The sequence below is a fragment of the Paraburkholderia ferrariae NBRC 106233 genome (assembly GCF_000685035.1).
In the GTDB taxonomy this organism is placed as follows: domain Bacteria; phylum Pseudomonadota; class Gammaproteobacteria; order Burkholderiales; family Burkholderiaceae; genus Paraburkholderia; species Paraburkholderia ferrariae.
Genome location: NZ_BAYB01000036.1, coordinates 75,251 through 98,853, shown reverse-complemented (window position 1 = coordinate 98,853; position 23,603 = coordinate 75,251). Strand labels below are relative to the sequence as shown.

Here is a 23,603-nt window from a genome sequence, read left to right as displayed (position 1 = left end):
CCGGCTTCGCAGTGCAAGCCGATCGAGTATCCGAAGCCGGACGGCAAGCTCACGTTCGACCGTCTTTCTTCGGTGTTCATTTCCAATACGAACCACGAGGAAAACCAGCCGGCGCACCTGACGCTCAAAGATGCGAGTGTGCCGGTGGACGTGAACCTGCGCACCTACGCGGGCCCGGAAGGGCGTTTCTGCCCGGCGGCGGTGTACGAGTTCGTGAAGAACGACGACGGCAGCGACCGCTTGCAGATCAACGCGCAGAACTGCGTGCACTGCAAGACCTGCGACATCAAGGACCCGACGCAGAACATCGTGTGGGTCACGCCCGAAGGCGGCGGTGGGCCGAATTATCCGAACATGTAATGCCTGAACGCGCGACGAGCGCGAACGAACTGGAGCAATACGATGAGCAATGCAGCGAAGGAAGTGGTGGTGGTGAGCGGCGTGCGTACCGCGATCGGCGATTTCGGCGGCAGTCTCAAGGACTTTGCGCCGACCGATCTGGCCGCGCGCGTGGTGCGCGAAGTGCTTGCCCGTGCGAACGTTTCCGGCGACGAAGTGGGCCACGTAGTGTTCGGCAACGTGATCCACACGGAGCCGCGCGATATGTATCTCGCGCGCGTCGCGGCGATCGAAGGCGGCGTTGCGCAGCATACGCCGGCGCTGACCGTGAACCGCCTGTGCGGCTCGGGTCTGCAGGCAATCGTTTCGGCTGCGCAAACCATCTTGCTGGGCGATGCCGATATCGCCATCGGCGGCGGTGCGGAAAGCATGAGCCGCGCGCCTTACACGGTGCCCGCCGCGCGCTTCGGCCAGCGCATGGGCGACGGCAAGCTGATCGACATGATGCTGGGCGCGTTGCACGACCCGTTCCAGACCATCCACATGGGCGTGACGGCCGAGAACGTCGCGAAGAAGTACGGCATCACGCGGGACGCGCAGGATGCCCTCGCGCTCGAATCGCACCACCGTGCTGCGCGCGCGATTGCCGAAGGCCGCTTCAAGGATCAGATCCTGCCCATCGCGATCAAGTCGAAGAAGGGCGAGGTGCAGTTCGATACCGACGAGCACGTGCGCCACGAGGCGAGCCTCGACGACTTCGCGAAGCTCAAGCCCGTGTTCGCGAAGGAGAACGGCACGGTGACGGCGGGCAACGCGTCCGGTATCAACGACGCCGCGGCGGCCGTGCTGATGATGGAGCGCAGCGTGGCGGAAAAGCGCGGCGCGAAGCCGCTCGCGCGGCTTGTTTCCTATGCGCACGCGGGCGTCGATCCGGCCTATATGGGCATTGGCCCGGTGCCGGCCTCGCGTCTCGCGCTGGAGCGCGCGGGCATCACCGCCGCCGATCTCGACGTGATCGAATCGAACGAAGCGTTCGCCGCACAGGCTTGCGCCGTGGCGAAGGAACTGGGCCTCGATCCGGCGAAGGTCAACCCGAACGGCTCGGGCATTTCGCTCGGCCACCCGGTGGGGGCCACGGGCACGCTGATCACCGTGAAGGCGCTCTATGAACTGAAGCGCATTGGCGGGCGCTACGCGCTCGTTACGATGTGCATCGGCGGCGGCCAGGGGATCGCCGCCGTGTTCGAGAACCTCGCCTGATGGCCGCGCAGCCCACGAAGGAGACGGCTATGACGATCCGTACGGCAGGCATTATCGGCGCGGGCACGATGGGCAACGGGATCGCGCAGGTTGCGGCGGTCGCGGGGCTCGACGTCGTGCTGATCGACGTGTCCAATGCAGCGCTGGAGAAGGGCGTGGCAACGCTCACGGGCAGCCTTGCGCGCCTCGTCGAGAAGGGCAAGATCGATGCGGCCGCACGCGACGCGGCGCTCGCGCGCATCCGCACCTCGACCGACTATGCCCAACTCGCGGACGTCGATATCGCGATCGAAGCCGCAACCGAAAACCTCGATCTGAAGCTGCGCATTCTGCGGCAGATCGAGTCGGTGGTGGGTGCAGATGCGATTGTCGCTTCGAATACGTCGTCGATCTCGATCACGGCGCTCGCGGCCGTGCTGGACCGCCCCGAGCGCTTTATCGGCATGCACTTCTTCAATCCGGTGCCGCTTCTGCAACTCGTGGAGGTGATCCGCGCGCTGCAAACGAACGACGCGACGCTCGCGGCCGTGCGCGAATTGAGCGAGCGGCTCGGGAAGACGCCGGTCACGGTGCGCAATGCGCCGGGCTTCGTCGTGAACCGGATTCTCGTGCCGATGATCAACGAGGCGTTCTTCGTGCTCGCCGAAGGAACCTCGACGGCCGAGGACATCGACGCCGCGATGAAGCTCGGTGCGAATCATCCAATCGGTCCGCTCGCGCTTGCGGACCTGATCGGGCTCGACGTGTGCCTTTCGGTGATGGAGGTGTTCCTCAAGGACTTCGGCGACACGAAGTATCGCGCGTGCCCGCTGCTGCGCGAACTGGTCACGGCCGGGCGGCTCGGTCGCAAGACGAAGCACGGGGTGTATCGGTACGCCTGACGCTGGGGGACGTGCGGCACGTGCTGGGGGAATGCCTGAGCGTGCCGTTTTTGTTTTGTCAGGATAGCCAATCGCCGAAGGCCCGGCGAAATACCTGCATGACCTCGCCGCGCGGTTCGAAGCCGATATCGGGCACTTGCGGTACCGCCACCATGCCGTTCTCGACCCGCGCGCCGTCGATGGTCCCGTTGAACGGATGAAACGCGAACGGGTTCAGTTCTGCGCCGCCGAGCCCGAGTGCTGCGACTACATGCAGACTGAAGAGATGCCCGCCATGCGGCCAGAACGCCTGTGCCGGCCAGCCCGCGCCGACGAAATCGTCGACGATCCTCGCGAACTCCGTGAGTCCGTAGCAATGCACGGGGTCGAACAGCAGTACGTCGCGGTTTTTGCGCAGGCCGCCATAGCGACGCAGCAGGCGGGCTTCCTGCAACGAGAACAGCGCTTCTCCGGCCGCCACGCGCCCGGTGTAGAGGCGCGTCACTTCCGCTTGTGTGTCGAAGTCCAGCGGGTCGCAAGCCTTTCAAGAATCTCCACAACACGCATCGACTTCTCCCCCAGGCATGGAACGGGTCCACGCAGCATCTCGTCACTCAGGCCGGAAACCGCGCCGCATGCTCCTCATGTGGCAACCGTAACGCGTTCGTCAGATAGCTGACGGTCCGGTAGAAGCCCGCGAGCATGAGCAGTTCGAGCAGGGCTTCTTCGCTGAAGGCCGCGCGCAGCTCATCCCACAGGCTATCGTCGATATCGCAGTGGGTGTGCAGCGCGTCGCACAGGCGGATCAGCAGCCGCTCCTCGTGTTGCCAGCACGCGTCCTGCGCAAAGCCGCGAGCTAGCGAACGGATCTGTTCGTCGGTCAGTTCCGCCGTGCGCGAGAAAACGGCGATATGGACGCCCCATTCGTATTCGGAGCGGCACAGCGCCGTGGTCCGGTCGATGACGATCTCGCGTTGCCGGATGTCGAGATGCCCCTTGTCCAGCAGGCCGGCGCCGAAGAGCTTGCCGAACAGTCGCGCGTCGCGGGCGAGCGTGGTGAAGAGGCGCAGCGGAGGGCGGCCCTTCATGATCCGTTCGATCTGCGTGGCGATTTCGGGAGCGAAAGGCGGGACGGCGGAAGCGATACGTTGAGACATAGGATATGAACTCCTCTGCATCGAAGTCGGCGGCAAGGTGGGTGCCGATTGACAGCCTGGGTATTTTGCTTTAAAAAGTAAAGCATGAAGATTCCAAAGATCGGACAGTCCGCGCGGGGCTCGAAGACCGGGCGACCCATCATGGTCGTGCTGGATCTGCTCGGGCGCCGCACCGCGCTGCGCATACTCTGGGAGTTGCGCGGCGAGGCACTGACGTTTCGCGCGCTTCAGGAAGCGTGCGGCACCAACGCGCGCCTGCTCAATACGCGGTTGGCGGAACTCAGAGCCTCCGGGCTCGTGGAGCACGGCGAGGGTGGCTACCGCATGACGGCCGAAGGCCGGCGGCTCGAAGCGGCGCTGCAGCCGTTGCTTGCCTGGGCCGGTCAATGGGCCTCGCGCGACCCGGCCGGATTCGAGGCGGCCGAACGCGATCAGTCTGAATGACCCACCGCCCGCTTCGCGTCATGATTGCGGGCTCAACGATATCGCTTGCCGGGCGTCGCAGGGGCGCCTCGTCATTTAACGGAGTCCGTCGATGCCTGTTCGCGCTGTCCTGTTCGATTTCGATCTCACGCTGGCCGATTCGTCCGCGGGCATCGCCGATTGCACGGCGCACGCGCTGCGGCGGCTCGACTGCCCGCCCGTGCCGCCCGAACAGATTCGTGGCGTGATCGGACTGGCGCTGCCCGCCATGTTTCGCACGCTGACCGGCGAGGACGAACCGGCGCGCGCGGACGCGTTTGCACGCTATTTCGTCGAGCGGGCCGACGAAGTGATGGTTGCGTCCACACGTATCTATCCTGAAGTGCCCGATCTTTTTGCCAGCCTGCGCGAGTGGGGAATCGCCATCGGTATCGTTTCGAGCAAGTTCCGCTATCGCATCGAAGCGATTCTCGCCGTCGCGGGCCTGCAGTCGCATGCCGATGTGATCGTGGGCGGCGAGGACGTCGCACGGCACAAGCCCGATCCCGAAGGGCTCGTCTGCGCCCTCGCGCGGCTGGGCTTGCCCGCGGACGCTGCAATCTATGTGGGCGATCATGCCGTCGATGCACTCGCGGCGGAGCAGGCCGGTATTCCGTTTGTCGGCGCGGTGAGCGGCACGACTTCGTTCGATGGCTGGTCGCGCCTGGGCAAGCAGTCGGTGACGCAACACATTGGAGAACTGGCCGGGATCGTGCAGCGGATGTAGCCACAACAATCATGCGTATCGATCAGCGCCTGCCCGATATTGCGCTGCGACCGTTCATCGACCGTTACTGGAGTTGGGAAAGCGCCGGCACATCGCCGACCCTGCTGCCGCTCATGCCGGGCCCGGGCGGCATGGAGATTTTCTTTCACTTCCATACGCCCTGTGTGCGCAGCGAATGCGCGCCCCGTGCCCTTGCCGCTCGCTCATATTGCATCACGCTTTAGACGTGCGCCTGATCCCGCAAGATCAGTGCACCGCTGCGAGCGCCAGCATGTCCTGCAGCGCGCGATAGACGGCCTCCACGGAGTTGCCGGTCATGCAGCCGGCGTGGCCGTCGCGCCAGGCGAGGCAGGTCGCCTCGCTGCGGCTGCAGCGGCGCACCCACGTAACGGGGCGCCGGAACAGCGTGACATGGTCGCGGCAAGGCACTTCCGCGGCCAGCGCGATGAACGGCGCGTCCTGCCAATAGCGGCCCGCCCCGTGAATCAGCGGATTGCCGGGGCCGAACAGCGCAACGGTGGGCACACCCACGAGGCGCGCGAGGTGGGCGATGCCGGTATCCGGGCACACCAGGGCGCGCGCGCCGCTCAAGAGGTGCCACATGTCGGCGAGGCCGTAGCGTCCCGCCAGATTGGGTTGTGCCGGATCCGGGGCGATCTCGTCGACGAGTCCGGCTTCGCCCGGACCGCCGCTCCACACGGGCAGATAGCCATCGGCCTCGACACGCGCCGCAATCTCGCGCCAGCGTTCGGCGGGCCAGCGTTTGACCGTACTGCTCGCGCCGGGATGCAGCACGATATAAGGCTTTTTGTGCAACTCGGCCGGGAGGGTTGTGCTCGCCTGCGGCGCGGGCCAGTCGGTTGGACGATACGGCCGCGGCGCCGGACCCTCCACGAGTCCCGCCGCCATATCCGCCCAGGCGGCCGGCGCAGCGGGATACCGCATCGGCTCGTCAACTGGCCAGTTTTTCCATGCCGGGCGGTCGCCCGCATGCGCGACGATCCAGCGGCAACCCGCCGCGAGTGCAAGCCAGCTGTAACGATTGTCGCCCGCCACGATGCCTAGATCGTAGGGGCCCGAAGCCAGCACACGCTGCACGGAGGCGCTGTCGCGCGGGTCGAAGGCAAGCGCATCGACGCCGAAGGGGTGCTTCGCGTAGAGCGGCGCCATCGCTTTCGGGCAGGCCAACACGATCTGTGCCTCGGGGTACAGCGCGCGCAGTTTCGCCATCAAGGCGGCCAGCAGCAGCGCGTCGCCCAACAGCATGTGTTGCGCAATCAGAATGCGCGCCGGCAGCGCAGCGGGCTTGCGCCGCAGCGGCTTGAGCGCGAGCCGCGGCAGGGCGCGCGCAAAGGTGTGGATACGGCCGTGAAATCTGCTCATGGGAGCGATTCTGCCCATCGCAGCTAACGGCAAGCATGCTGAACGTTTACGTCAAATTACGCGTGTAATCAGGCGGCGGCTTCGGTTCGCGGTCTCGGTGCGGGTAGGGTCATGGCGGCGACCCCGGCAACGACGCACGCGAGTCCTGCCCATGCCGACGGCGACAGCGTTTCGCCCAGAAAGGCCATGCTGATTCCCACACCAATTGGGACTCTTAAATAAGCCTGAGCGGTGGTGCCCACCGATCCCAAGGTTTGAATGAGCCGGAAATAGACGAGGAAAGCCAGTGCTGTGGAGAATACGGCGAGTCCCATGAGTGCCAGCACCGAATGTAGCGAGGGAGTCAGCGTCCACGGATGATCGACGACAAGGCTGATGGGCGTGAGCAGCACCGTTCCCGCGAGCAGCGAACCCGCGGAGGGGACGGCGGCAGGCATGCCTTTGAAAGCGCGCCCATAGAGCGCTGCCCCCGCGTAGCAGACCGTGGCGGCCACGATGGCCAGTTGCGGCACGAGTTGCCGGCCCAGTCCTTCGAATGCACTGGCGCCCACCACGAGGCAGGTTCCGGCAAGCCCGGCGACGACGCCCAGCAGCTTGCGTGCGGTTACTTTCTCGTGGCGCGTGATGAGCCAGGTGCCCAGGAACGCGAGCACCGGAGAGGTCGAGTTGAGGATGGTGGCGAGACCCGCCTCGACCGAACGCTCGGCCCAGGCGATGAGCGTAAAGGGCACCACGCTGTTCAGGAACGCCTGCACGAGAAAGCGCCGCCACAGGGCCGGGTCGCGGGGTAGCCTCGCGCCGCGCAGGCTCATCCAGACTACAAGCAGCATGCCCGCAATGAAGGTTCGCGCCGCCATGAACGTGATGGGAGGAATCGTCGTGACACCGATCCTTATGAAGGTGTACGACGCGCCCCAGAGGGTCGATAACGTCAGCAGCAAAAGCAGATCGACGATAGCGTTGTGACGTGGAGATGCCGTGCCGGGGTTGCCGCTCATGGGCTCCTCTGCCTGAGGGAATGGGATGAGGTTCGCGCGGCCTTCATGCGCGAGCGTGCCGAAGTATGAGCGCGACGTGGGTACGAACGTTTCGGGTCGGGCTGAAATATCGAATGAAATGGGTGGCTCGGGCATGATCGACTATCGGTTTTCCCTTCCCTCGCGAGGGCCTACCTTGAAGTCGTGGTGATTGCAGAATTTTCGCTGCTCGACCGGAAGGAGTTCCGGTGCGATACGCACGCGTATGGCACGAGCGAGCTCTTCCACATTCTGTGGGCTACCATGCTAGAGTTGTTCGAGCGGCAACCCGCCTTGATGCTCGGTTTCTTCAAACGAATCTGCTCGCGCAACCGCGAACTGAATGACGCTGCCGGTTTTCGTATCTCGCGGATTGTCGCGCGAGCGTGGCGGAGCGCTTGCTTCACCCCCCTAACTCAACAGGACAGACGAACATGAGCACGGCGATTTACGACATTCCGGTGAACGCAATAGACGGCACGCCTGCCACGCTGCGGCGTTTCGAAGGCAAGGTGCTGCTGGTGGTGAACGTGGCGTCGAAGTGCGGGCTGACCCCGCAGTACGAAGGGCTCGAATCGCTCTACGAAGACAAGCGCGAGCGCGGGTTCGAAGTGCTGGCGTTTCCGGCCAACAACTTCAAGGGCCAGGAGCCGGGATCGGATGTCGAGATCGAGGAATTTTGCACTGCTAACTATGGTGTGAAATTTCCGTTGTTCTCGAAGATCTCGGTGGTGGGCGAGGATCAGCACCCGCTCTATCACACGCTGACCCATGCCCAGCCGCAGGCCACCGGCGACGGGCCGTTCCGCGAACGGCTGAAGGGCTATGGCATCGCACCCAATCCGGCGCCCGACGTGCTATGGAACTTCGAGAAGTTTCTCGTGAACCGCGAGGGCAAAGTCGTGGCGCGATTCGCACCGAACGTGGCGGCGGACGATCCGGCGCTCGTGGCGGCTATCGAGGCGGAACTGGCGAAAGCGGCGTAACGGGACGTAACGTGGCGCGCGGCGCGTGGCCGGAGCGAGTCCGGCCCGCAACCTGCAAACCCGTCAATGCGCGGCGGCGATCGCACGAATGCCGAGGCCGATCAAAAGATAAGGCACGAAGCCGTCCAGCCGCCACGCACTGCGGAAGATGCGCCACTGCTGCGTGACGACGAGCCAGGCCGCGCCGCACAGCACGACAGTCAGGGCAAGAATCGTCGCCATGCTTGTGGCCGCAACGGACGCCGCGCTGGCGGCGAATAACGACGTGTAGGCGGCGACATTGTCGAGACTGCCGGCGCCGAACACGACAAAGCAGCGCCAGAACGATTCGCCGGCCAGAGGCTCCTGCTGCGCAGGAGCGACATTCCTGGGACTGAGCCTCGCCTGAACGAGCCGGTAGAGACCCAGGGCAAGCGGCACGCTGCCCACGAGCAACGCGTTGCCGATTTTTGCCGCGCTGCTTGCCAGCACGGCGGCCAGCACCGCGGCGCACGCGACAACCACCGAAGCGTTCACGAACTTGGCCAGCATCACCCCATAAGGCCGGGTTCTCGCGCCTGTCAACAGGCAGACGAGAAACATGAAATCGTCGATGCTCGCGCTCACGAAGATCGCGACAGTGAGTGCGATCGTGGACCCGTAGCCGCTCACAGCGGCACCCTTTGGCGGCAGACGTTGAGAACGAGTTGCCTGAGCCAGCGATGAACGGGATCGACCTCGAGGCGCGGATGCCACATCTGCGATACGGTAATGGTGCCCGTTGTCACGGGAAGCTCGAACGGGTGGATGCCGGCCGAGAGCGGCGATGCCCGATCATCGGGGGCATGGCCCAGAAAAGATGCGGGCACCAGCGCAATCAGATCGGAAGCGCGTGCCACGGCCAGCGCCGTATGAAAGCTCGGCACCACCGCGACGATGCTTCTTTCCAGCCCCAGCGTTGCCAGCGCTTCATCCACGGGGCCGCTGCCGTCGCCATGGCGCGCGGCTACTACGTGACCGAACGATGCATAGCGTTCTGCCGTGATGTTGCCGTCCCGCTCGAGCGGATGGCCCTGTCTGACCACACCCAGGAAGCGGTCGCGGAATAACGCCTGCACGCGGATTTCCGGGCCCATTTCACTGAGCACGCCGATTTCGAGGTCGGCCGAACCGTCGCGCAAATGCGCGGCGGTCTTTTCGGTCTTGGGGGCGAAACGCACGCGTACGAGTGGCGCGATGGCCGTTGCGGCGGCGATGAGCGCAGCGCCGAAGGCTTCGACGAAGCCCTCGTTGGTGCGCAGTGTGAAGGTTCGCTGCAAGGTGGGGAAGTCGGGCTCGGCTGCCGAGGGCTGAAGCAGGGCTCGCGCTTCGTCGACTGCGTGGCGCGTGCGTTGGCGCAGGGCTTCTGCGTGGGGCGTCAACACCATGTGGCGGCCTGCGCGAACGAGCAACGGGTCGCCCGTCGCTTCGCGCAGGCGGGTCAGGGTCCGGCTCATGGCCGAGGTGCTCAGGCCCAGCCGATGCGCGGCGCCGACCACGCTGCCGTCGGCAAGCAATACATCGAGCGCAATCAGCAGATTCAAGTCGGGTTCGGACATGCCCGATCCTAACATGGCCACATTGGCACATGGCGTTCGGAGCAAGGTATCCATGCAGCCGGCGCGCCTTCCGCTGTGGACGGTGCGTCGATATATTTTCCGTGTCGGCTTTCAGCCTCGCTTTCGGCCTTGCTTTCAGCCTCATTGACAGGATATGACCCATGCAAGACACCTCTGAACAAAAGACCGCGCTTCTGATCGGCGCCTCCCGCGGACTGGGCTTCGCCATGGTCGAGGAATACCTCAGGCGCGGCTGGCGCGTGATCGCCACCGGCAGGGCGGGCTCGATGGAGAGACTGCTGCAACTCGCGCAGTCTTCCGGCGGCGCACTCGAAACGGAAACGGTCGATATCAACAGTCGCGAGCAGGTTGCCGCATTGCGTGGCCGCCTTGAAAGCCGGCGCATCGATCTGCTGTTCGTGAATGCCGGTGTCAAGAACGACGACGGCGAAACGATTGCCGATGTCTCGACCGAGGAGTTCGTGCGCGTGATGGTGACGAACGCCTTGAGTCCCATGCGGGTGGTCGAGGCGTTCTCGGAAATCGTTCAGTTATCCGGAACGATAGGCGTGATGTCGTCGGGACAGGGCAGCGTGACCAACAATACGAATGGCAACTACGAGGTCTATCGCGGCAGCAAGGCCGCGCTGAACATGTTCATGCGCAGTTTCGCGGCGCGCCACCGGGACGATGCGAGAACCCTGCTGCTGATGGCGCCGGGATGGGTTCGCACCGACATGGGCGGCCCCGAGGCACGCCTGGGCATCGACGAAAGCATTCCGGGTCTGGTGAGCACGATCGAGGCTTATGAAGGGCGATCGGGCTTGCATTATCTCGACTATCTGGGCCGCGTCGTGCCGTGGTGATCGCACGCCTGCACGACGGGAGCGAGACCGCACGCGCCCTCGCGTGCTACTGGTTCCCCATCAACTGATCGAGCAGACGCTTGAGGCGGCGCGCCTGGGCGTGCATGATGCCGGGCGTCAGCGCGATCTGCTGTACACGGTCGAGCCAATAGCGCCGGCCGAAGACCGCAATGTTGTCGTCCACGGCAATGGCGACTTCGAGGTGGGCAATGGCACCGTCGAGGTTCTTCACGGTATAGGGGCTTTCGCCCGGCGGCGGCGTTTTCGCGCTGCGGCCCGTTGCACTGCGTCTTCCTCCGGCGCTCGCGCATTTTTGCTGTCCGTACATGTCCTGTTCGATTTCGCCCATCATGGTTGCTTCGCCTTGCGATCGTAGAATCCGTCGAGCGCACGTCCCGTGCCTGGCATCGTTCACCGTTGCAGCTTTGCTGCTGCCGGTGAGCGTGCCACCACAGGGGGGCGTTGCGACGAAAATGCGTGACATCGTTGAAGAGACGCTGCACGGCACACTGCACCGCGTGCGGCTAAAAGCAGCGTTTTGATTTGCGATTCGAGAGAAGTAAAAAGCGACCCCGGAAGACGGACTGGCTTGAGGCCAGTAAAAATGGGCCGACGCCGCTTGCTCTCGGAATGCGAGCAGCGACGGCCCAGTGGACGGCTCGTTCGGTACATGGCCAGACGATGTTCCGCCATTTCAGTGTCAGGCGTTCGTGCCGGGCTTTATCGTTGCGCCGGTCTTGAACCATCGACACATCACTACGGGTACTACCTGCACACGGCCCTCTTTGAATTCACGAAACCGGTATTCGTGTAATTTAATAGTAAGGATGACGAATCGAATATCCCGGTTTCAAACTCTCTTGCTGACTGCATAATCCCGCCGAGGCTCGACGGACCCGGCGACCGGCTCAGGAGCGCCACGCTGGCACCTTGCTGACCCGCCGATGCTGCTGCTCGATGCGGGCGCTCGATGACTAACGTCGCGAACTTGCCGGTCCATGTGGGTTGGTCTTCCTCGTCCCCGAATTCCATGACTATGTAGCAATCGGCGTGCCAACTCCCCGCAAGCCGTGACAGCCGGGACCAGGCGCCGCCCGGAGAAGCATCATGGGACGATTTCGACCTTGCTTATCCCTTAATTTGGACGATTTCGTCCAATTGCCGCATGGCGCATCGGCAGAGTGCCCGATCCGTCCATGTTGCGGCGCTCAATCGGGTGGCGGCTGGGCGGGCGGGCGTGATGTATTCGCCGCGATATATCGAAACAAGGGGAATGCAAAATTCGGGCTAGGCCGCAGAGTCGACCGTTAGCGAAGGCAGGAGGGGCGAGCGGGAGGGGAGACGAAAGACGGGCAGGCCCCGCCGGTGCTCGAAAAAGCGCCGGCGGGAGCAGGGCAAAGGCCGCTGCGAGGTCAGGACTGGAGGCTGACCTTGCTATAGGTAAGGCGGCTCGGGCGCACCTTCATGCGCACGAGCGAGACGAGGAAGCTGAAGCCGGCCTGGTTGGGGTCGATGACCGGCACGTAGCTGCCCAGCGCTTCGCTCAGCAGCGTCGAAACCCGGCTCGCGACATCCACGAAGCCCGTGCAGCCGAGCAGGATGGACTGCGCGGCGTCGTCCTTGATGGCTTTCACGGCGGCCTCGAAGGTGCGCGCCACCACCACGTCCACGTTGTCGAGCTGCGCCACCGGGCAGTCGATCGCGCGGATCGACGCGAACGTATCGACAATGCCATAGGTCTGCGGATGCGCGCGCTGCATGGCGACCGTGCTCTGCAGGATCGTGATGATCGAGAAGCGCTGGCTCAGCATCAGCGCGCCGAACGCCGCCGCCGGGAAGCCGCCGATGATGGGGATGTCGATCACCTCCCGCGCCGCTTCCACGCCGCACATGTCGAAGTCGGTCAGCCAGATGCCGTCGAAGCCGTCCTTCTCGATAGCCTGCGCCAGTTCGACCACGGGCATGCCGTTCTGCAGCCAGTTGGTCCGGTTCTCAATGTCGGGGTGGCCCGAGGTGATATTGCGGATCTCGACCTGCACGTCCGCCGGCACCACCGGCGCGAGGGCCTTCATGATGCGGTCGTTGTACTGCGACGTGTTCACCGGCACGAGCACGCAGATGCGAAGCGGAGCGCTCATGCGGCACCTCCTTCGCGGCCGGACTGCTTCGCTTCGAGCGGCACGTAGGGCCCCAGATAGCCGAGCGAATTGAGCAGTTCCATGAAACTGTCGAGGATCAGGCCGCTTTGCAGTTCCGGTTCGGCACGCCAGGCGATCAGCGTCACGGGGCGTTTGCCGATGGCGGGATTGAGCTTGCCGTTGTCCTGCACGAGGTCGCCGTTGCTGAAGATCGACTGACCTTCGCCGCCCACGAAGTAGGCAATGCTGTCCGGCGCCAGCACGATGGGCTGGGCGCGCCGGCTGTCCCACGCGAGCAGCGACTCGTTCTGGTAGATCACCGTGTAGGTGTGGTCGCCGGCGTCGATGGCCACCTTGCCCACGTCGAAGCCGCCGCTCGTATCGACCTTCGCCGAAACCAGCGTGCCCGGTTCGGAAATAGCGCGCGCGGCGATGCCGCAATGCTCGGCGAGATAGCCGATTATCTGCGGGACGCTGCGGATGTCCCCGGCCTGCAAGGCGCGGCCAAGATCGAGCGCGCGCTTGAGCGTGCCGCGAATGGGCGTGGCGCGGCCGAGGTTGGCCGGCGTCATCACCCACATGGCGAGGCCGCCGAACTGGCCGAACTCGGGGTCGGCCACCACGGGCCGCAGCATCTGCTCGACGATCGCCGAGACGTCGCGCTGGTGCGTCTTGCCGCCGTGGTTGCCCTGGCGCGGCGTGACGTCGAGTTCGACGCACAGGCCGCCCTGGCTCACGATGAAGGCGGGGCGCGGGTCGATTTCCTCGGCCGCGAAGGTGAGCATGGGCAGGGAGGGCACGGCGCGGCCTGCGCCATCGGCGTCGATCACGGCGAGGCCGAGCTTCGCGGCTACGAGCGCGGCCACCGTGAAGCCCAGCGCGCCGCTTTCGGGCGGCATCACATAGGCCAGTCTTCTGGACTGCGAAGCAAGACGCGCCTGCACGTTCTGCACGGCGATCACGGGGCCATCCGGATGGGTGGCCTTGTTGATCGCTTCGGGTGCGCCGAGGTAGGCGACCATGACGGCTTCGCCATCGGTTGCTTCGTCCACCGAAACGACCTTGACCTTGTCGGTCGGGTAGTAGTCGCCAGCGACGAATTTTTCTGCGAGATGCCGGGCGGATTCGATCGTGCCGCCGCCCCCGCTGCCAAAAAATGCTGCCCCGAGCAGCAGGGGTTCCAGGTCATCCCTGGTTAATTCATAGGCCATCTGCAGTTCCTTTCTTGTGTGGGTCCATGGAAACGTCGTGCCGAAGTTCATCCAGCAATGCGCCCGCATCGGCAATGCGGGTGGTGGAACCTGGTGGCAGCTCGCGCAAGCCGCGTTCGAGCGTGTCGATCGCTTCGGCGTGGCGGCCGGTGTGGTGGAGCAGGCCGGCGAGGTAGCGCGCGGCATCCACGCGCGCGGGCACCGAACCGAAGGCGAGCGCCGTGGAGAGCGCCGTGCGCAGACCCTGCTCGGCGGCCGTTAGGTCGCCGAGCGCCCATTGCGCGCGGGCCTGGGTGACGAGCAGCTCGCCCAGGTAGGTGCGCTCCTGGCGGGCGAGCGTTTCGTCGACGGCAGTGGCGAGAATCTTCGCGCACTTCCCCGCCTGGCCGGCGCGCAGCAACAGTTCGCCGTGCTGCCATGTCTTGAACGAATAGAACAGCGCGCCGCCGTTGGAAATCAGATGGTTATCGTAACCATCGAGCATGACAAATTCGGCTTCTTCGAACTGGCCAATCGAAGTCAGATGGCAGCCGCGCAATATCTGGCCGACGCCGCGATAGAACGCGAAGCCATGGGAGATCGATACGGTTTCGAGTTCGCTCGCGAGCGGCCCGAGGCGCTCGCGGTCGTCGAACAGGCAGGCGAGCCAGGCGGCGCCCTGCAGGTTGACTGCGTGAGCGAGCGCATGCGTGCCCGGCTCCGACGCACGCAGAATCAGCATTTCCATCGCGCGCCGGGCCTGTACGAAGGCGCCGATCTGGTACGCGGCGAGTCCTTCGAAGGTCAACGCGAGGCTGGCCAGGTCGATGCCCTGCGAGCCCGTGCGCACGTCGTTGCGCGCCACGCCCAGCAGATTGCCGCGCGCGAGGCAGGCGAGCGCTTCTTCGCTGTCGCCGAGCCAGAAGAGCGTGTTGGTCATGGCGAAGTGGGCTTCGTCGAGCGACACGCGGTCGGCGCTGTTCTGCGCCCGCTGCAGCATGTCCTGCGCGGTCGCGCGCGCCTGTTTGAGCTGCAGCGTGGTGAGCTGGGTGGTCCAGATGCCGAACTGGATCGCGGCGATTTCGGTCGGCTCGCAAATGCCTTCGCCAATGGCGAGCGCGGCCGCGTAGCAGGCGGTGGCTTCCGCATGCAGCCAGCCGTGCACGCTGCGCAGGCTCATGCCGAGCAGCCGGTAAGCATCGAACTGCAGGCGCCGCGCGGCTTCCTGTTCATGGCTCGTCTGCAGCACGTCGAGGCAGCGGCGCAGCAGCGGGATGGCTTCGGAGAAGGTCGAGGCCTCGACCAGCGCAGTCGCGTGCTCCAGGCACTTCTGCGCCTCGCGGTGGTGCTCTTCGCGCGACTTCAGGCGTCGCTCGATGGTTTTGCGGCCCACGCCCAGCAGGGTGGCCGCCGCGCTCTTGTTGCCGCTCGTGCGTTCGAGCGCGCGGTCGATCAGGAGGTCTTCGGCGGCGGCGAGTTTGTCGCGGCCTTCGAGTTGCAGCAGCATGTCGGCGAGGCTCGCGCGCGAGACCGATCCGGTCGTTTCGTTGACGAGAAACGGTTCGAGCGCGTCGAGGTCGATAAGCGTGCTTTCGGAGAGCACGCTCAACTGGCTGACCAGGTTGCGCAACTGGCGGATATGGCCGGGCCAGCTATGCTGGCTCAGCCGCCGGATGGCGGCCGGGGAGAATTCGAGGCGGCGGGTCTGGAGCGAAGCGAAGTGCGTGACGAGCGCGGGGATGTCTTCCACCCGCTGTTCGAGCCCGGGAACGGCCAGCACGAACACCGCGAGCCGGTAGAAGAGGTCCTCCCGGAACTCGCCGTTGCGCGCGAGTTGACGCAGATCGCGGTGCGTTGCGGCGACCACGCGGCCTTCGAAGCGAACGTTGGTTGTGGAGCCGACCGGACGGAAGGTGCGCGTTTCGAGCACGCGCAGCAGTTTCGGCTGCAACGCGAGCGGCAGCTCGCCGATTTCGTCGAGCAACAGCGTGCCTTTGCCGACCTGCTGAAAGAGGCCCGGGCGCGTTTCGGCTGCGCCCGTGAAGGCGCCTTTGACGTGGCCGAACAACTCGGCTTCCACGAGATGTTCCGGAATGGCGCCGCAGTTCACGTCGACGAACGGCTGGTCCTGGCGCAGGCTGCGCATGTGCACGCGGCGCGCGACGAGTTCCTTGCCCGATCCGGTAGGCCCAAAGACGAGCAGGGCGTGATCGGTGGGCGCAACGCGATCGATCATCCGGACCAACTGGCGAAACGCGGGCGCCGTACCAATGAATGCGCCGGGATCCGCCTTGTCTCGGATAAACGGAACGACGGGGGAAGAACTCATTGCAGGGTGGGCTCCAGATAACCAGCGTGTGATCTTTTATCAATTAGCATTACCCCGGAAATGCGCGATGAGAGACGGCACAACGATCCTGTGCCTTTCGATCCTTTCGATGCATTCCGGTTGCCGGTGCGGGGGCGGGGCCGCCCCAAGCATAGCCCAGGTATGTTGCCGACATGATCTTTCAAAATTAGCCGCCGTGCCAGGCGCCAGCCAGGCTGCGAAGCAGGCCCGATCAAGGCTTGATCGGCACGCGGCAGCCGCTTTTCTATCCGGGTTTACGGCAGAAAAGCTTTCCGCATGAAAGAAAAAAGCTTGCCAATGAAAATCTTGACTCGTTACGCATACATTTCGAATGCACGAGATTTCGTTATGTCTATAATGCGGTTCTCTCAGGTTCTAGCACGGCCCTCGGAATTGCTAGAATCTTTAAGCCGTCCCTTTGGGACGGCTTTTTTTTGTCAATTAAGCGGATGATTAACGGTTATTTCGGGTCGTGACGCGAATTTGTCACGAAGAGGCGGGCTGGCGGCGCAGAGGGAAGAGGGGCCGTTGGCCGAGGGGCGGGGGAGCGAGGTCGTGTCTGGCGAATCCGGCGGCCTCTGGCGAGACCGCCGGGCAGGCGGTTTGACGGAACGAGCAACGATCTGGCTGACGTTATGTCTTATTAAGGATTCCAGAACAGCAATGCACGCAGTTCGATACTGCGCCGGGGCGGCGCATCCGGCAGCGTGGTGGGATCTTCGATTCGCTATCACGTAGCGTGTGATCGAAGATCACCACCTTGGCGGCGCCCGTTGCCTCCCGCAGCAGCGCTTCGGCCTCGGGGTAGTAGGCGAGCCGGATCACGCTCTCGTCACCGAAGTCTTCGGGGGCGACGGCGCTGCGATGCGAGACGAGCTGAAAGCCGCTTGCATCCAGCGATCACGCCCCGGACGCCGCGAGCGGACGGGCATCGCGTATCGTGACGCGCGTGGGCTCGAGTTCGCCCGTGGTCCACGGCGTGCCGGCGGGCGGCTCGAACGTATAGGAAACAGGGCGGCTTTCGCCGCGCGCGAGATAGTTGAGCTCGGCGACGACTACGGCACCCGCCTGGGTGCGCGGCGCTTCATCGAGTACGGTGGCCATCGATTTTCTCCTAGAACGCTTCGCGATACGGCCGCAGATCCAGTTCCTGAGTCCATGCGCTGCGGTGTTGATGATGCAGTTGCCAGTAGCTTTCGGCGATTGCCTCGGGTTGCAGCAGGCCGTCTGCGCCCGCCTGTTCCGCGCGCTGCGGCGCGGCCGTGCGCAGCCGTTCGCCGTCGATGCCGCCATCGATCACCACGTGCGCGACATGCACGCCGCGCGGGCCGAACTCGCGTGCGAGCGTCTGGCTCAGCGAGCGCAAGCCTGCCTTTGCGGCGGCGAATGCGGCGAATGGCGGACGCCCGCGCAACGATGCCGTCGCCCCGGTGAAGATCAGGCTGCCGGCGCCCGCCGGTGCTTCCGGCGCATCCGGTGCTTCGAGCAGCAGCGGCACCGCGCCGCGCGCGAAGGCGAAGCCGCCCAGCACGTTCGTGCGCCATGCCGACTCGATCTGCTCTGCAGTGAGTTCGAGCGTTGGCGCACGCACGGCATTACCCGCGTTGAAGACCGCACTGCGTAGTTGTCCGAACTGACGAAGTTCGCCGGCGATGCGGGCAACGTCCTGTTCGCTGGAAATATCGCCGGCCAGCGCGTGCGCGCGGCCGCCTTGCTCGCGGATTTGCGCGGCGACGGCTTCAACGCGCTCCGCGGTGCGCCCGGTGAGCATTACTGTGAAGCCGCCGTGTGCGTAGCGCCGGGCCAGTGCCGCGCCGAGACCCGCGCTGGCGCCCACGCCTGCAATCCACGCTAGCGCCGCCGAATGGGGGGAGGAAGTGCTGGTCATGATAGTCAACCCTATACCGTGAGAGTCCAGGAGAAAACGAAGCAATCGCCATAAGGTTATCCGTGCCTACGCCTGTCTGCAGAAGCCCATCCGATGTCCCCACGGGCGGCACGGCTATTCATCGCGGCGTGAGGTTTTCTTATGCGCGCGGCGTGATTTGCTTTGCTCGAATCGTCAGTTCGCCGCCAGAAGGCCCGCCGGTAGCATGGCGAGTTTCACCGCCACGGGCATGCGTTGCCGATGCGGGACAACGACCGACCGGGGAAACACCATGAAACACCTCAGACGGACTCTCGCCGCCTGCGCGAGCGTTCTTGCCATCGCCTTCGTTGCTACGCTGACGACTGTCGCGCCGCGCATCGCGCAAGCCGCGGACGCGGTGCCCGCCGAACTGAAGCTCGACTACGCGTACTATTCGCCGGAAAGTCTCGTGATTCGCCGCAATGGCTGGCTCGAGCAGGCGTTCGCGCCGGATCACACGAAGGTCACGTGGGTGTTGAGCCTCGGCAGCAACCGGGCACTCGAATACCTCAACAGCGGCGCGATCCAGATCGGCTCCACCGCGGGCCTCGCCGCCGTGCTCGGCAAGGCGAACGGCAATCCCATCCGCACCGTCTATATCTTTTCGCGCCCCGAATGGACCGCGCTCGTCGTGCGCAAGGATTCGCCTATCCAGTCGCTCGCGCAACTCAAGGGCAAGAAGATCGCCGCCACCAAGGGCACCGATCCGTATCTCTTCACGCTGCGCGCGCTGCACACGGCGGGTCTCTCCGCAGACGACGTGGAGATCGTCAACCTTCAGCATCCGGACGGCCGCACCGCGCTGATCAACGGCCAGGTCGATGCGTGGGCGGGGCTGGATCCGCATATGGCCGCCGCGCAGATCGACAACGGCGCACGCCTCTTGTACCGGAACGTGGACTTCAACACCTGGGGCTTTCTCAACGCACGCGAGGACTTCATCGCGCAGTATCCTGCCGCGCTGGCCCGCGTGCTGAAGGTCTATGAGAAGGCGCGACTGTGGATTGCCGCCCACCCCGACGAGACCGCGCAGATCATTGCCGACGAATCGAAGGTCTCGCTCGCGGTTGCGAAGTTGCAACTGAGCCGCAACGACTTCAGCCAGCCGCAGCCGGGGCCGCGCCAGATCGCGGCGCTCAAGGCCGCCGCGCCGATCCTCACGCAGGAAGAACTCGTGAAGCCGGGCACGAATCTCGATCAGGTGATCGACGCGCTGATCGACGCGCAGCCCGCCCGGGCCGTGATCGCGGCCACAGGGGCGCAATGATGGAGCGTGCGATGGCGGCCGACGAGTCCCTGGCACTACGCAGGCGCGAGGCTACGCCTCGGGCGCATGACGCACCTGTGGCCGGCCGCTCGCTGCGCCGCTGGCATTGGGCCGGACTCGCGTTGCCTGCGGTGTTTCTCGGCGTGGTCGAAGGGCTCGTTCGTCTGCATGTGCTGCCGGACAATCTGGTGCCGGCGCCATCGACCATTGCGCAGACGCTGGCGCAGATGGGCGCAGAGCGATTGCTGCGCCACGTCGCGGCGAGCACCGTGCGCGTGCTCGCCGGCTTCGGCATAGGCGCGGCGCTCGCGCTCGTGGTGGGCGGCGCAATGGGTCTGAGCCGCAGGCTCGACGCGCTGCTGGACCCTTCATTTCAGGCCCTGCGCGCGATTCCCTCGCTCGCCTGGGTGCCGGTGCTGCTGCTGTGGATGGGTATCGACGAGGCGCCCAAGATCGCGCTCGTCGCAATCGGTGCCTTTTTCCCGGTGCATCTCGCGGTCGTGGCCGGCATTCGCAACGTCGATCGCAAGCTCATCGAACTGGGCGCCGTCTATCGTCTCGGCCCGGTGCGCATGCTCGCGCGCATCCTCTTGCCGGCTGCGTTGCCGCAACTCTTCACCGGTTTGCGCACGGGCCTGAGCCTCGCCTGGATGTTCGTGGTGGCCGCCGAACTGATTGCCGCGACGCGCGGCCTCGGCTATCTGCTGAGCGATGGCCGGGAGACGGGGCGCCCCGATATCGTGTTCGGCGCCATCATCCTGCTGGCTTTGATGGGCAAGCTGACCGACGGTTTGATGAAGGCAGTCGAAGCGCGCGTGCTGGTCTGGCGCGATACGGGCACAGGCGGGAGGCCGGCATGAGCGAACCGCTGCTCGACGTGCGGGTGCGTGCGAAGCGATACGACGGCCGCACAGTGCTCGCGAATACGCGGCTCGCGATTCACGCGGGCGAGATCGTGAGCCTGCTCGGGCCGAGCGGCTGCGGAAAAAGCACGCTGCTGCGCATCGTGGCGGGCCTGGACCGCGACTTCGAGGGCGAGGTTGCGTTGCGTGGCGTGCGGCTCGACGGTCCGTCGCCGGAGCTGGGCGTGATCTTTCAGGAACCGCGCCTCTTGCCCTGGCTCGACGTTGCGAACAACATCAGCTTTCCGCAGCACGCACGCGGCGCGGGCGCACAGCAAGCTGCGGTGCTGCTCGATGAGGTAGGACTGCCAGGCATTACGGGTGCGTGGCCGAAGGCGCTTTCGGGCGGCATGGCGCAGCGCGTTGCCATTGCGCGCGGCTTGTTCTCGCGGCCGTGCATGCTGTTGCTGGACGAACCGTTCAGCGCCGTCGATGCGATTACGCGCGCGCGCCTGCAGGATCTGCTGCTGGCGGTGACGCGGGCGCACGGCATGGCCGCGCTGCTCGTTACCCACGATATCGACGAGGCGCTGCTGCTGTCCGACCGCGTGCTGGTGATGCAGCCCGGCGCGGAAGGAACCGGCGGCGGTATCGTTCACGAACTGCATGTGACGACGCCGCGCCCGCGCGAGCGTCACGCCGCAGAAGATGCGCCGTTGCGCCGGGTCCTGCTGGATCGCCTGGCCGCGCGCGATGAGGAGGACCGCACCGCCACGGCAGCCGCGCCGTGAACGTCGCGCTGAGCCAGGCGCGTGCGGACGCGATGAAGGACTACCTGGTTTCGAAGGGAATCGCGCCGCAGCAGATGACCACCACGGGCCTGGGACCGGACCAGCCTGTCGCGTCGAACGATACGAACGATGGGCGGGCGCGGAACCGCTGCATCGAGTTCCGCGTGGGGCAGTAAGGCGCGTTAGCCGTGTTGAGGCTGTAGCGCCTGCCGGTAAGCGTTCGGTGCAACGCCGAGCGCGTCGCGAAAGCGATGGCTGAAGTGGCTCGCATTCGCGTAGCCGCACTCCGCGGCGACCTTCGCGAGCGGCAGGTCGCCCGCGCGCAGCAGGGCGCGGGCGCGTTCGAGACGCTGGGCTGCAATCCACGCTTGCGGCGATTGCCCGAACGAGGCGCGGAACATGCGGGCGAAGTGGTATTCGGAGAGGCAGGCGATCTCCGCCAGTTCGCCGAGTGTCATGGTTTCGCCGAGATGGGCGTCGACATAGTCGCGCATGCGCCGGCGCGTGGCCACTGAAAGTCCGCCTTTCACCTGCGCGCCCGGACGGCGGATGCCCTGGCTCTTCAGCAGCAGGCTCAGGACTTCATGGGCCGTTTCATTGCTGCGCAGGAGGGCGGCCGGATCGGCCCAATCCTCGTAGGCAATCGTCTGGCAAAGCGCGGCAATCCGTTCGTCTTCGAAATAGGTGCGGTCGGCCAGCGTGAGTTCGCGGGGCTCCTGGTCGAGTTCGCGAATGGCGCGCTGCGTGAAATGCCCGGGCAGGAAATACAGGTGCATGAAGTGCATGTGGCCGCGTACCCACCAGCGCGATTCGTGATCGCCCGGCAGCGCACACAGGCGGCTCGGCGCGCCGTACACCCCCGGAAGTTTCTGCCGCTCCGTGCGGTAGCCGCCGTCGAGGTAGCACGACAGCGTGTGATGGCCCGGCCGGTCGTAGATGGTTTCGGCCTCGCGCGTCTCGCGAGTCCAGACCGCCACGGCGAGCTGGTCGCCCAGCCAGGCAAACCGCTCCAGCGTCGCATTGGCCTCGCTCAGCGTGCGGCCCACCGAATGCAGCCCGAAGGGCGCATCGGCGATGTCGGGCATGGCGAGGGAAGGCTGGGCTTTCATGGGGCGATGGCTGGCAGCGGGAGAGAGCCTGAGCAGAGCAGGAGAGCGGAGTATACGCCGAGGCCCGCACCCGCGTTCGAGCCGGCGCGTCCCACGGCAAGAAATGCGCAATCCTGGACAAATGCGGGTGGCCGCGGCACGCCATAGTAGGCGTATCGAGTCCAGGCCACGTTCCAGCCATGAATCTTTTCCTTTACGTGCTTACTGTTCTGATCTGGGGGACCACGTGGATCGCCATCAAGTGGCAACTCGGCGTGGTCGCGGCGCCCGTTTCGATCGCCTGGCGCTTCGGGCTCGCGGCCATCCTGATGTTCGGGCTGCTGCTCGTGATGCGCCGGCCCGTCTGGCCGCCGCGCGCGGCATGGCGCTATCTGGTGGCACAGGGGCTCGCGCTCTTCTGCCTCAACTTCCTGTGCTTCTACTACGCCGAAAACATCGTGCCGAGCGGTCTCGTGGCCGTGGTGTTCTCTACGGCGCCGCTGCTCAACTCGATCAATGGACGCCTCTTCATGGGCCGCCCGCTCCAGCCTGCCGCCGTGGGGGGCGCCGTGCTGGGCCTGATCGGTATCGTGTGCCTGTTCCTGCAGCAGATGGCCGGGAATATCGGCAACGAGACGGTGTGGCTGGGGCTGGCCGTCGCATTTCTCGGCACGCTGTGCTTTTCGGCCGGCAACCTGCTTTCCAGCCGCATGCAGTCGATGGGCCTGCATCCGCTCCTCACGAACGGCTGGGCCATGCTGATCGGCACGGCCGTGCTGCTGGCCGGCAGCGCGCTGGCGGGCCTGCCGTTTCGCATCGAGATGGATGCGCGCTATCTGGGCGCGCTCGTGTATCTCGCAGTCGCGGGTTCGGTGATCGGCTTTACCGCGTATCTGATGCTGGTGGGGCGGATCGGACCCGAGCGGGCCGCTTATTGCACGGTCCTGTTTCCGATCGTCGCACTGGCGGCTTCGACTGTGTTCGAGGGGTATCGATGGACGTGGCTGACCGTTGTGGGTCTCCTGCTGGTGCTGGCGGGCAATCTCGTAGCGTTCGATTTGACGCGGCGTTTGTTCGTGAGGCGTGCGCGGGCGGTGTGAGGGAGATGGCGCGCGGCTTCGGGTCGCGCAGGGCTTCGGGCGTGTAGCTTGCCGTCGTGATGTCGTCGTCGAGCATCGCGCGCGCCACGATGTAGCACGTGTGGTCCCACCCGCGTGGACTGATGGCTGCTGCGTCCATCAAGCGGCAGTCGATTTCGTAGGCGAGTGCGATGGCGAGGATCAGGTCGTGCCCGCGGGCGGCAGGACGGTCGGCATACACGGCGCCGATGCCCGACGACGCAGCGGTAACACCGGTAACGATAGCCACACTTTGAGCTGGCTTCAGGCGTGAACC

Annotated in this window: 23 protein-coding genes and 4 pseudogenes; 13 read left to right on the top strand and 14 right to left on the bottom strand. The window is 65.2% G+C overall.

Features of this window, described 5'->3' with window-relative positions:
• From BFE01S_RS30695 to BFE01S_RS30685, 3 genes are all read left to right on the top strand, one after another.
• A partial coding sequence (locus BFE01S_RS30695) for a 4Fe-4S dicluster domain-containing protein (protein WP_028228800.1) occupies positions 1–360 on the top strand: 360 nt, incomplete at its 5' end.
• 42 nt (positions 361–402) lie between these two features.
• A complete protein-coding gene (gene bktB, locus BFE01S_RS30690; protein WP_028228799.1) occupies positions 403–1,599 on the top strand; it encodes a beta-ketothiolase BktB in 1,197 nt (398 codons plus the stop codon).
• Between the two features lie 29 nt (positions 1,600–1,628).
• The gene (locus tag BFE01S_RS30685; protein ID WP_028228798.1) at positions 1,629–2,480 is read left to right on the top strand and encodes a 3-hydroxybutyryl-CoA dehydrogenase; all 852 of its coding nucleotides are present in this window, start codon (positions 1,629–1,631) and stop codon (positions 2,478–2,480) included.
• A 58-nt stretch (positions 2,481–2,538) separates the two neighbouring features.
• Here the strand turns inward: BFE01S_RS30685 and BFE01S_RS30680 are convergent.
• Together BFE01S_RS30680 and BFE01S_RS30675 are read right to left on the bottom strand one after the other, a co-directional pair.
• Positions 2,539–2,997: pseudogene (locus BFE01S_RS30680) on the bottom strand (enolase C-terminal domain-like protein); the annotation flags it as partial.
• 76 nt (positions 2,998–3,073) lie between these two features.
• Positions 3,074–3,616 carry a carboxymuconolactone decarboxylase family protein gene (locus tag BFE01S_RS30675; RefSeq protein ID WP_028228796.1) on the bottom strand — a complete coding sequence of 181 codons (543 nt, stop codon included), beginning with the start codon at positions 3,614–3,616 and terminating at the stop codon, positions 3,074–3,076.
• An 84-nt stretch (positions 3,617–3,700) separates the two neighbouring features.
• Between BFE01S_RS30675 and BFE01S_RS30670 the strand changes: the two genes are divergently transcribed.
• The 3 genes from BFE01S_RS30670 to BFE01S_RS30660 all read left to right on the top strand — a co-directional run bounded on the left by BFE01S_RS30670 (position 3,701) and on the right by BFE01S_RS30660 (position 5,029).
• A complete protein-coding gene (locus BFE01S_RS30670; protein ID WP_042339101.1) occupies positions 3,701–4,060 on the top strand; it encodes a winged helix-turn-helix transcriptional regulator in 360 nt (119 codons plus the stop codon).
• Between the two features lie 91 nt (positions 4,061–4,151).
• The gene (locus BFE01S_RS40815; protein ID WP_042339097.1) at positions 4,152–4,805 is read left to right on the top strand and encodes an HAD family hydrolase; all 654 of its coding nucleotides are present in this window, start codon (positions 4,152–4,154) and stop codon (positions 4,803–4,805) included.
• Positions 4,806–4,816: 11 nt separating this feature from the next.
• A complete protein-coding gene (locus BFE01S_RS30660) occupies positions 4,817–5,029 on the top strand; it encodes a hypothetical protein (RefSeq protein WP_028228794.1) in 213 nt (70 codons plus the stop codon).
• 22 nt (positions 5,030–5,051) lie between these two features.
• Here BFE01S_RS30660 and BFE01S_RS30655 read toward each other — a convergent pair whose 3' ends face one another.
• A complete protein-coding gene (locus BFE01S_RS30655) occupies positions 5,052–6,188 on the bottom strand; it encodes a glycosyltransferase family 9 protein (protein WP_028228793.1) in 1,137 nt (378 codons plus the stop codon).
• 68 nt (positions 6,189–6,256) lie between these two features.
• On the bottom strand, positions 6,257–7,186 hold the full coding sequence (locus BFE01S_RS30650; RefSeq protein WP_042339095.1) for a DMT family transporter: 930 nt from the start codon (positions 7,184–7,186) through the stop codon (positions 6,257–6,259).
• Between the two features lie 452 nt (positions 7,187–7,638).
• Here BFE01S_RS30650 and BFE01S_RS30640 point away from each other — a divergent pair, with 452 nt between their 5' ends.
• The gene (locus BFE01S_RS30640) at positions 7,639–8,190 is read left to right on the top strand and encodes a glutathione peroxidase (protein WP_028228790.1); all 552 of its coding nucleotides are present in this window, start codon (positions 7,639–7,641) and stop codon (positions 8,188–8,190) included.
• Positions 8,191–8,253: 63 nt separating this feature from the next.
• Here BFE01S_RS30640 and BFE01S_RS30635 read toward each other — a convergent pair whose 3' ends face one another.
• Positions 8,254–8,841, bottom strand: a complete 588-nt coding sequence (locus BFE01S_RS30635) for a hypothetical protein (RefSeq protein WP_028228789.1) — start codon at positions 8,839–8,841, stop codon at positions 8,254–8,256.
• Positions 8,838–9,767: a LysR family transcriptional regulator gene (locus BFE01S_RS30630; RefSeq protein ID WP_028228788.1), complete on the bottom strand. Its 930-nt coding sequence runs from the start codon at positions 9,765–9,767 to the stop codon at positions 8,838–8,840. Before BFE01S_RS30630 ends, BFE01S_RS30635 begins: the two co-directional genes overlap by 4 nt.
• A 161-nt stretch (positions 9,768–9,928) precedes the next feature.
• Between BFE01S_RS30630 and BFE01S_RS30625 the strand changes: the two genes are divergently transcribed.
• Positions 9,929–10,633 carry an SDR family NAD(P)-dependent oxidoreductase gene (locus tag BFE01S_RS30625; protein ID WP_028228787.1) on the top strand — a complete coding sequence of 235 codons (705 nt, stop codon included), beginning with the start codon at positions 9,929–9,931 and terminating at the stop codon, positions 10,631–10,633.
• A 46-nt stretch (positions 10,634–10,679) separates the two neighbouring features.
• On the opposite strand, the gene BFE01S_RS43585 is transcribed toward BFE01S_RS30625, so the two are convergent.
• The 6 genes and pseudogenes from BFE01S_RS43585 to BFE01S_RS30595 form a co-directional block, all read right to left on the bottom strand.
• Positions 10,680–10,985: a hypothetical protein gene (locus BFE01S_RS43585; protein WP_052421030.1), complete on the bottom strand. Its 306-nt coding sequence runs from the start codon at positions 10,983–10,985 to the stop codon at positions 10,680–10,682.
• A 1,060-nt stretch (positions 10,986–12,045) separates the two neighbouring features.
• Entirely contained in the window at positions 12,046–12,771 is a 726-nt protein-coding gene (locus BFE01S_RS30615) for an aspartate/glutamate racemase family protein (protein ID WP_028228786.1), read from the bottom strand.
• A complete protein-coding gene (locus BFE01S_RS30610; protein ID WP_028228785.1) occupies positions 12,768–13,982 on the bottom strand; it encodes a DUF917 domain-containing protein in 1,215 nt (404 codons plus the stop codon). The genes BFE01S_RS30615 and BFE01S_RS30610 overlap by 4 nt, the downstream gene beginning before the upstream one ends.
• On the bottom strand, positions 13,972–16,290 hold the full coding sequence (locus BFE01S_RS30605) for a sigma-54-dependent Fis family transcriptional regulator (protein WP_028228784.1): 2,319 nt from the start codon (positions 16,288–16,290) through the stop codon (positions 13,972–13,974). The genes BFE01S_RS30610 and BFE01S_RS30605 overlap by 11 nt, the downstream gene beginning before the upstream one ends.
• A 708-nt stretch (positions 16,291–16,998) precedes the next feature.
• Positions 16,999–17,415 (bottom strand): annotated as a pseudogene (locus BFE01S_RS46435) (CmcJ/NvfI family oxidoreductase); the annotation flags it as partial.
• 10 nt (positions 17,416–17,425) lie between these two features.
• Entirely contained in the window at positions 17,426–18,202 is a 777-nt protein-coding gene (locus BFE01S_RS30595; protein ID WP_407668255.1) for an SDR family NAD(P)-dependent oxidoreductase, read from the bottom strand.
• 268 nt (positions 18,203–18,470) lie between these two features.
• Here BFE01S_RS30595 and BFE01S_RS30590 point away from each other — a divergent pair, with 268 nt between their 5' ends.
• The 4 genes and pseudogenes from BFE01S_RS30590 to BFE01S_RS30575 all read left to right on the top strand — a co-directional run.
• Positions 18,471–19,487: an aliphatic sulfonate ABC transporter substrate-binding protein gene (locus BFE01S_RS30590; protein WP_028228781.1), complete on the top strand. Its 1,017-nt coding sequence runs from the start codon at positions 18,471–18,473 to the stop codon at positions 19,485–19,487.
• A complete protein-coding gene (locus tag BFE01S_RS30585; RefSeq protein ID WP_028228780.1) occupies positions 19,487–20,347 on the top strand; it encodes an ABC transporter permease in 861 nt (286 codons plus the stop codon). The genes BFE01S_RS30590 and BFE01S_RS30585 overlap by 1 nt, the downstream gene beginning before the upstream one ends.
• The gene (locus BFE01S_RS40800; protein ID WP_042339093.1) at positions 20,344–21,120 is read left to right on the top strand and encodes an ABC transporter ATP-binding protein; all 777 of its coding nucleotides are present in this window, start codon (positions 20,344–20,346) and stop codon (positions 21,118–21,120) included. The genes BFE01S_RS30585 and BFE01S_RS40800 overlap by 4 nt, the downstream gene beginning before the upstream one ends.
• A pseudogene (locus BFE01S_RS30575) lies at positions 21,111–21,296 on the top strand (OmpA family protein); the annotation flags it as partial. The gene BFE01S_RS40800 and the pseudogene BFE01S_RS30575, both read left to right, overlap by 10 nt.
• A 6-nt stretch (positions 21,297–21,302) precedes the next feature.
• On the opposite strand, the gene BFE01S_RS40795 reads toward BFE01S_RS30575, so the two are convergent.
• The gene (locus tag BFE01S_RS40795) at positions 21,303–22,229 is read right to left on the bottom strand and encodes an AraC family transcriptional regulator (protein ID WP_042339090.1); all 927 of its coding nucleotides are present in this window, start codon (positions 22,227–22,229) and stop codon (positions 21,303–21,305) included.
• A 179-nt stretch (positions 22,230–22,408) separates the two neighbouring features.
• Between BFE01S_RS40795 and BFE01S_RS30565 the strand changes: the two genes are divergently transcribed.
• Entirely contained in the window at positions 22,409–23,308 is a 900-nt protein-coding gene (locus BFE01S_RS30565) for a DMT family transporter (RefSeq protein ID WP_028228778.1), read from the top strand.
• A 175-nt stretch (positions 23,309–23,483) separates the two neighbouring features.
• Here the strand turns inward: BFE01S_RS30565 and BFE01S_RS46080 are convergent.
• Positions 23,484–23,594: pseudogene (locus tag BFE01S_RS46080) on the bottom strand (SDR family NAD(P)-dependent oxidoreductase); the annotation flags it as partial.
• Positions 23,595–23,603: the final 9 nt, after the last annotated feature.

Bases quoted from the DNA above. Each gene is read 5' to 3' on its own strand.
- BFE01S_RS30630 (WP_028228788.1), bottom strand. From the start codon at position 9,767: ATGTCCGAACCCGACTTGAATCTGCTGATTGCGCTCGATGTATTGCTT.
- BFE01S_RS30605 (WP_028228784.1), bottom strand. From the start codon at position 16,290: ATGAGTTCTTCCCCCGTCGTTCCGTTTATCCGAGACAAGGCGGATCCC.
- BFE01S_RS30675 (WP_028228796.1), bottom strand. From the start codon at position 3,616: ATGTCTCAACGTATCGCTTCCGCCGTCCCGCCTTTCGCTCCCGAAATC.
- BFE01S_RS30625 (WP_028228787.1), top strand. From the start codon at position 9,929: ATGCAAGACACCTCTGAACAAAAGACCGCGCTTCTGATCGGCGCCTCC.
- BFE01S_RS30670 (WP_042339101.1), top strand. From the start codon at position 3,701: ATGAAGATTCCAAAGATCGGACAGTCCGCGCGGGGCTCGAAGACCGGG.
- BFE01S_RS30585 (WP_028228780.1), top strand. From the start codon at position 19,487: ATGGAGCGTGCGATGGCGGCCGACGAGTCCCTGGCACTACGCAGGCGC.
- BFE01S_RS30650 (WP_042339095.1), bottom strand. From the start codon at position 7,186: ATGAGCGGCAACCCCGGCACGGCATCTCCACGTCACAACGCTATCGTC.
- BFE01S_RS30610 (WP_028228785.1), bottom strand. From the start codon at position 13,982: ATGGCCTATGAATTAACCAGGGATGACCTGGAACCCCTGCTGCTCGGG.
- BFE01S_RS40795 (WP_042339090.1), bottom strand. From the start codon at position 22,229: ATGAAAGCCCAGCCTTCCCTCGCCATGCCCGACATCGCCGATGCGCCC.
- BFE01S_RS30590 (WP_028228781.1), top strand. From the start codon at position 18,471: ATGAAACACCTCAGACGGACTCTCGCCGCCTGCGCGAGCGTTCTTGCC.
- BFE01S_RS40815 (WP_042339097.1), top strand. From the start codon at position 4,152: ATGCCTGTTCGCGCTGTCCTGTTCGATTTCGATCTCACGCTGGCCGAT.
- BFE01S_RS30565 (WP_028228778.1), top strand. From the start codon at position 22,409: ATGAATCTTTTCCTTTACGTGCTTACTGTTCTGATCTGGGGGACCACG.
- BFE01S_RS30640 (WP_028228790.1), top strand. From the start codon at position 7,639: ATGAGCACGGCGATTTACGACATTCCGGTGAACGCAATAGACGGCACG.
- BFE01S_RS30660 (WP_028228794.1), top strand. From the start codon at position 4,817: ATGCGTATCGATCAGCGCCTGCCCGATATTGCGCTGCGACCGTTCATC.
- BFE01S_RS40800 (WP_042339093.1), top strand. From the start codon at position 20,344: ATGAGCGAACCGCTGCTCGACGTGCGGGTGCGTGCGAAGCGATACGAC.
- BFE01S_RS30655 (WP_028228793.1), bottom strand. From the start codon at position 6,188: ATGAGCAGATTTCACGGCCGTATCCACACCTTTGCGCGCGCCCTGCCG.
- BFE01S_RS43585 (WP_052421030.1), bottom strand. From the start codon at position 10,985: ATGATGGGCGAAATCGAACAGGACATGTACGGACAGCAAAAATGCGCG.
- BFE01S_RS30685 (WP_028228798.1), top strand. From the start codon at position 1,629: ATGACGATCCGTACGGCAGGCATTATCGGCGCGGGCACGATGGGCAAC.
- bktB (WP_028228799.1), top strand. From the start codon at position 403: ATGAGCAATGCAGCGAAGGAAGTGGTGGTGGTGAGCGGCGTGCGTACC.
- BFE01S_RS30615 (WP_028228786.1), bottom strand. From the start codon at position 12,771: ATGAGCGCTCCGCTTCGCATCTGCGTGCTCGTGCCGGTGAACACGTCG.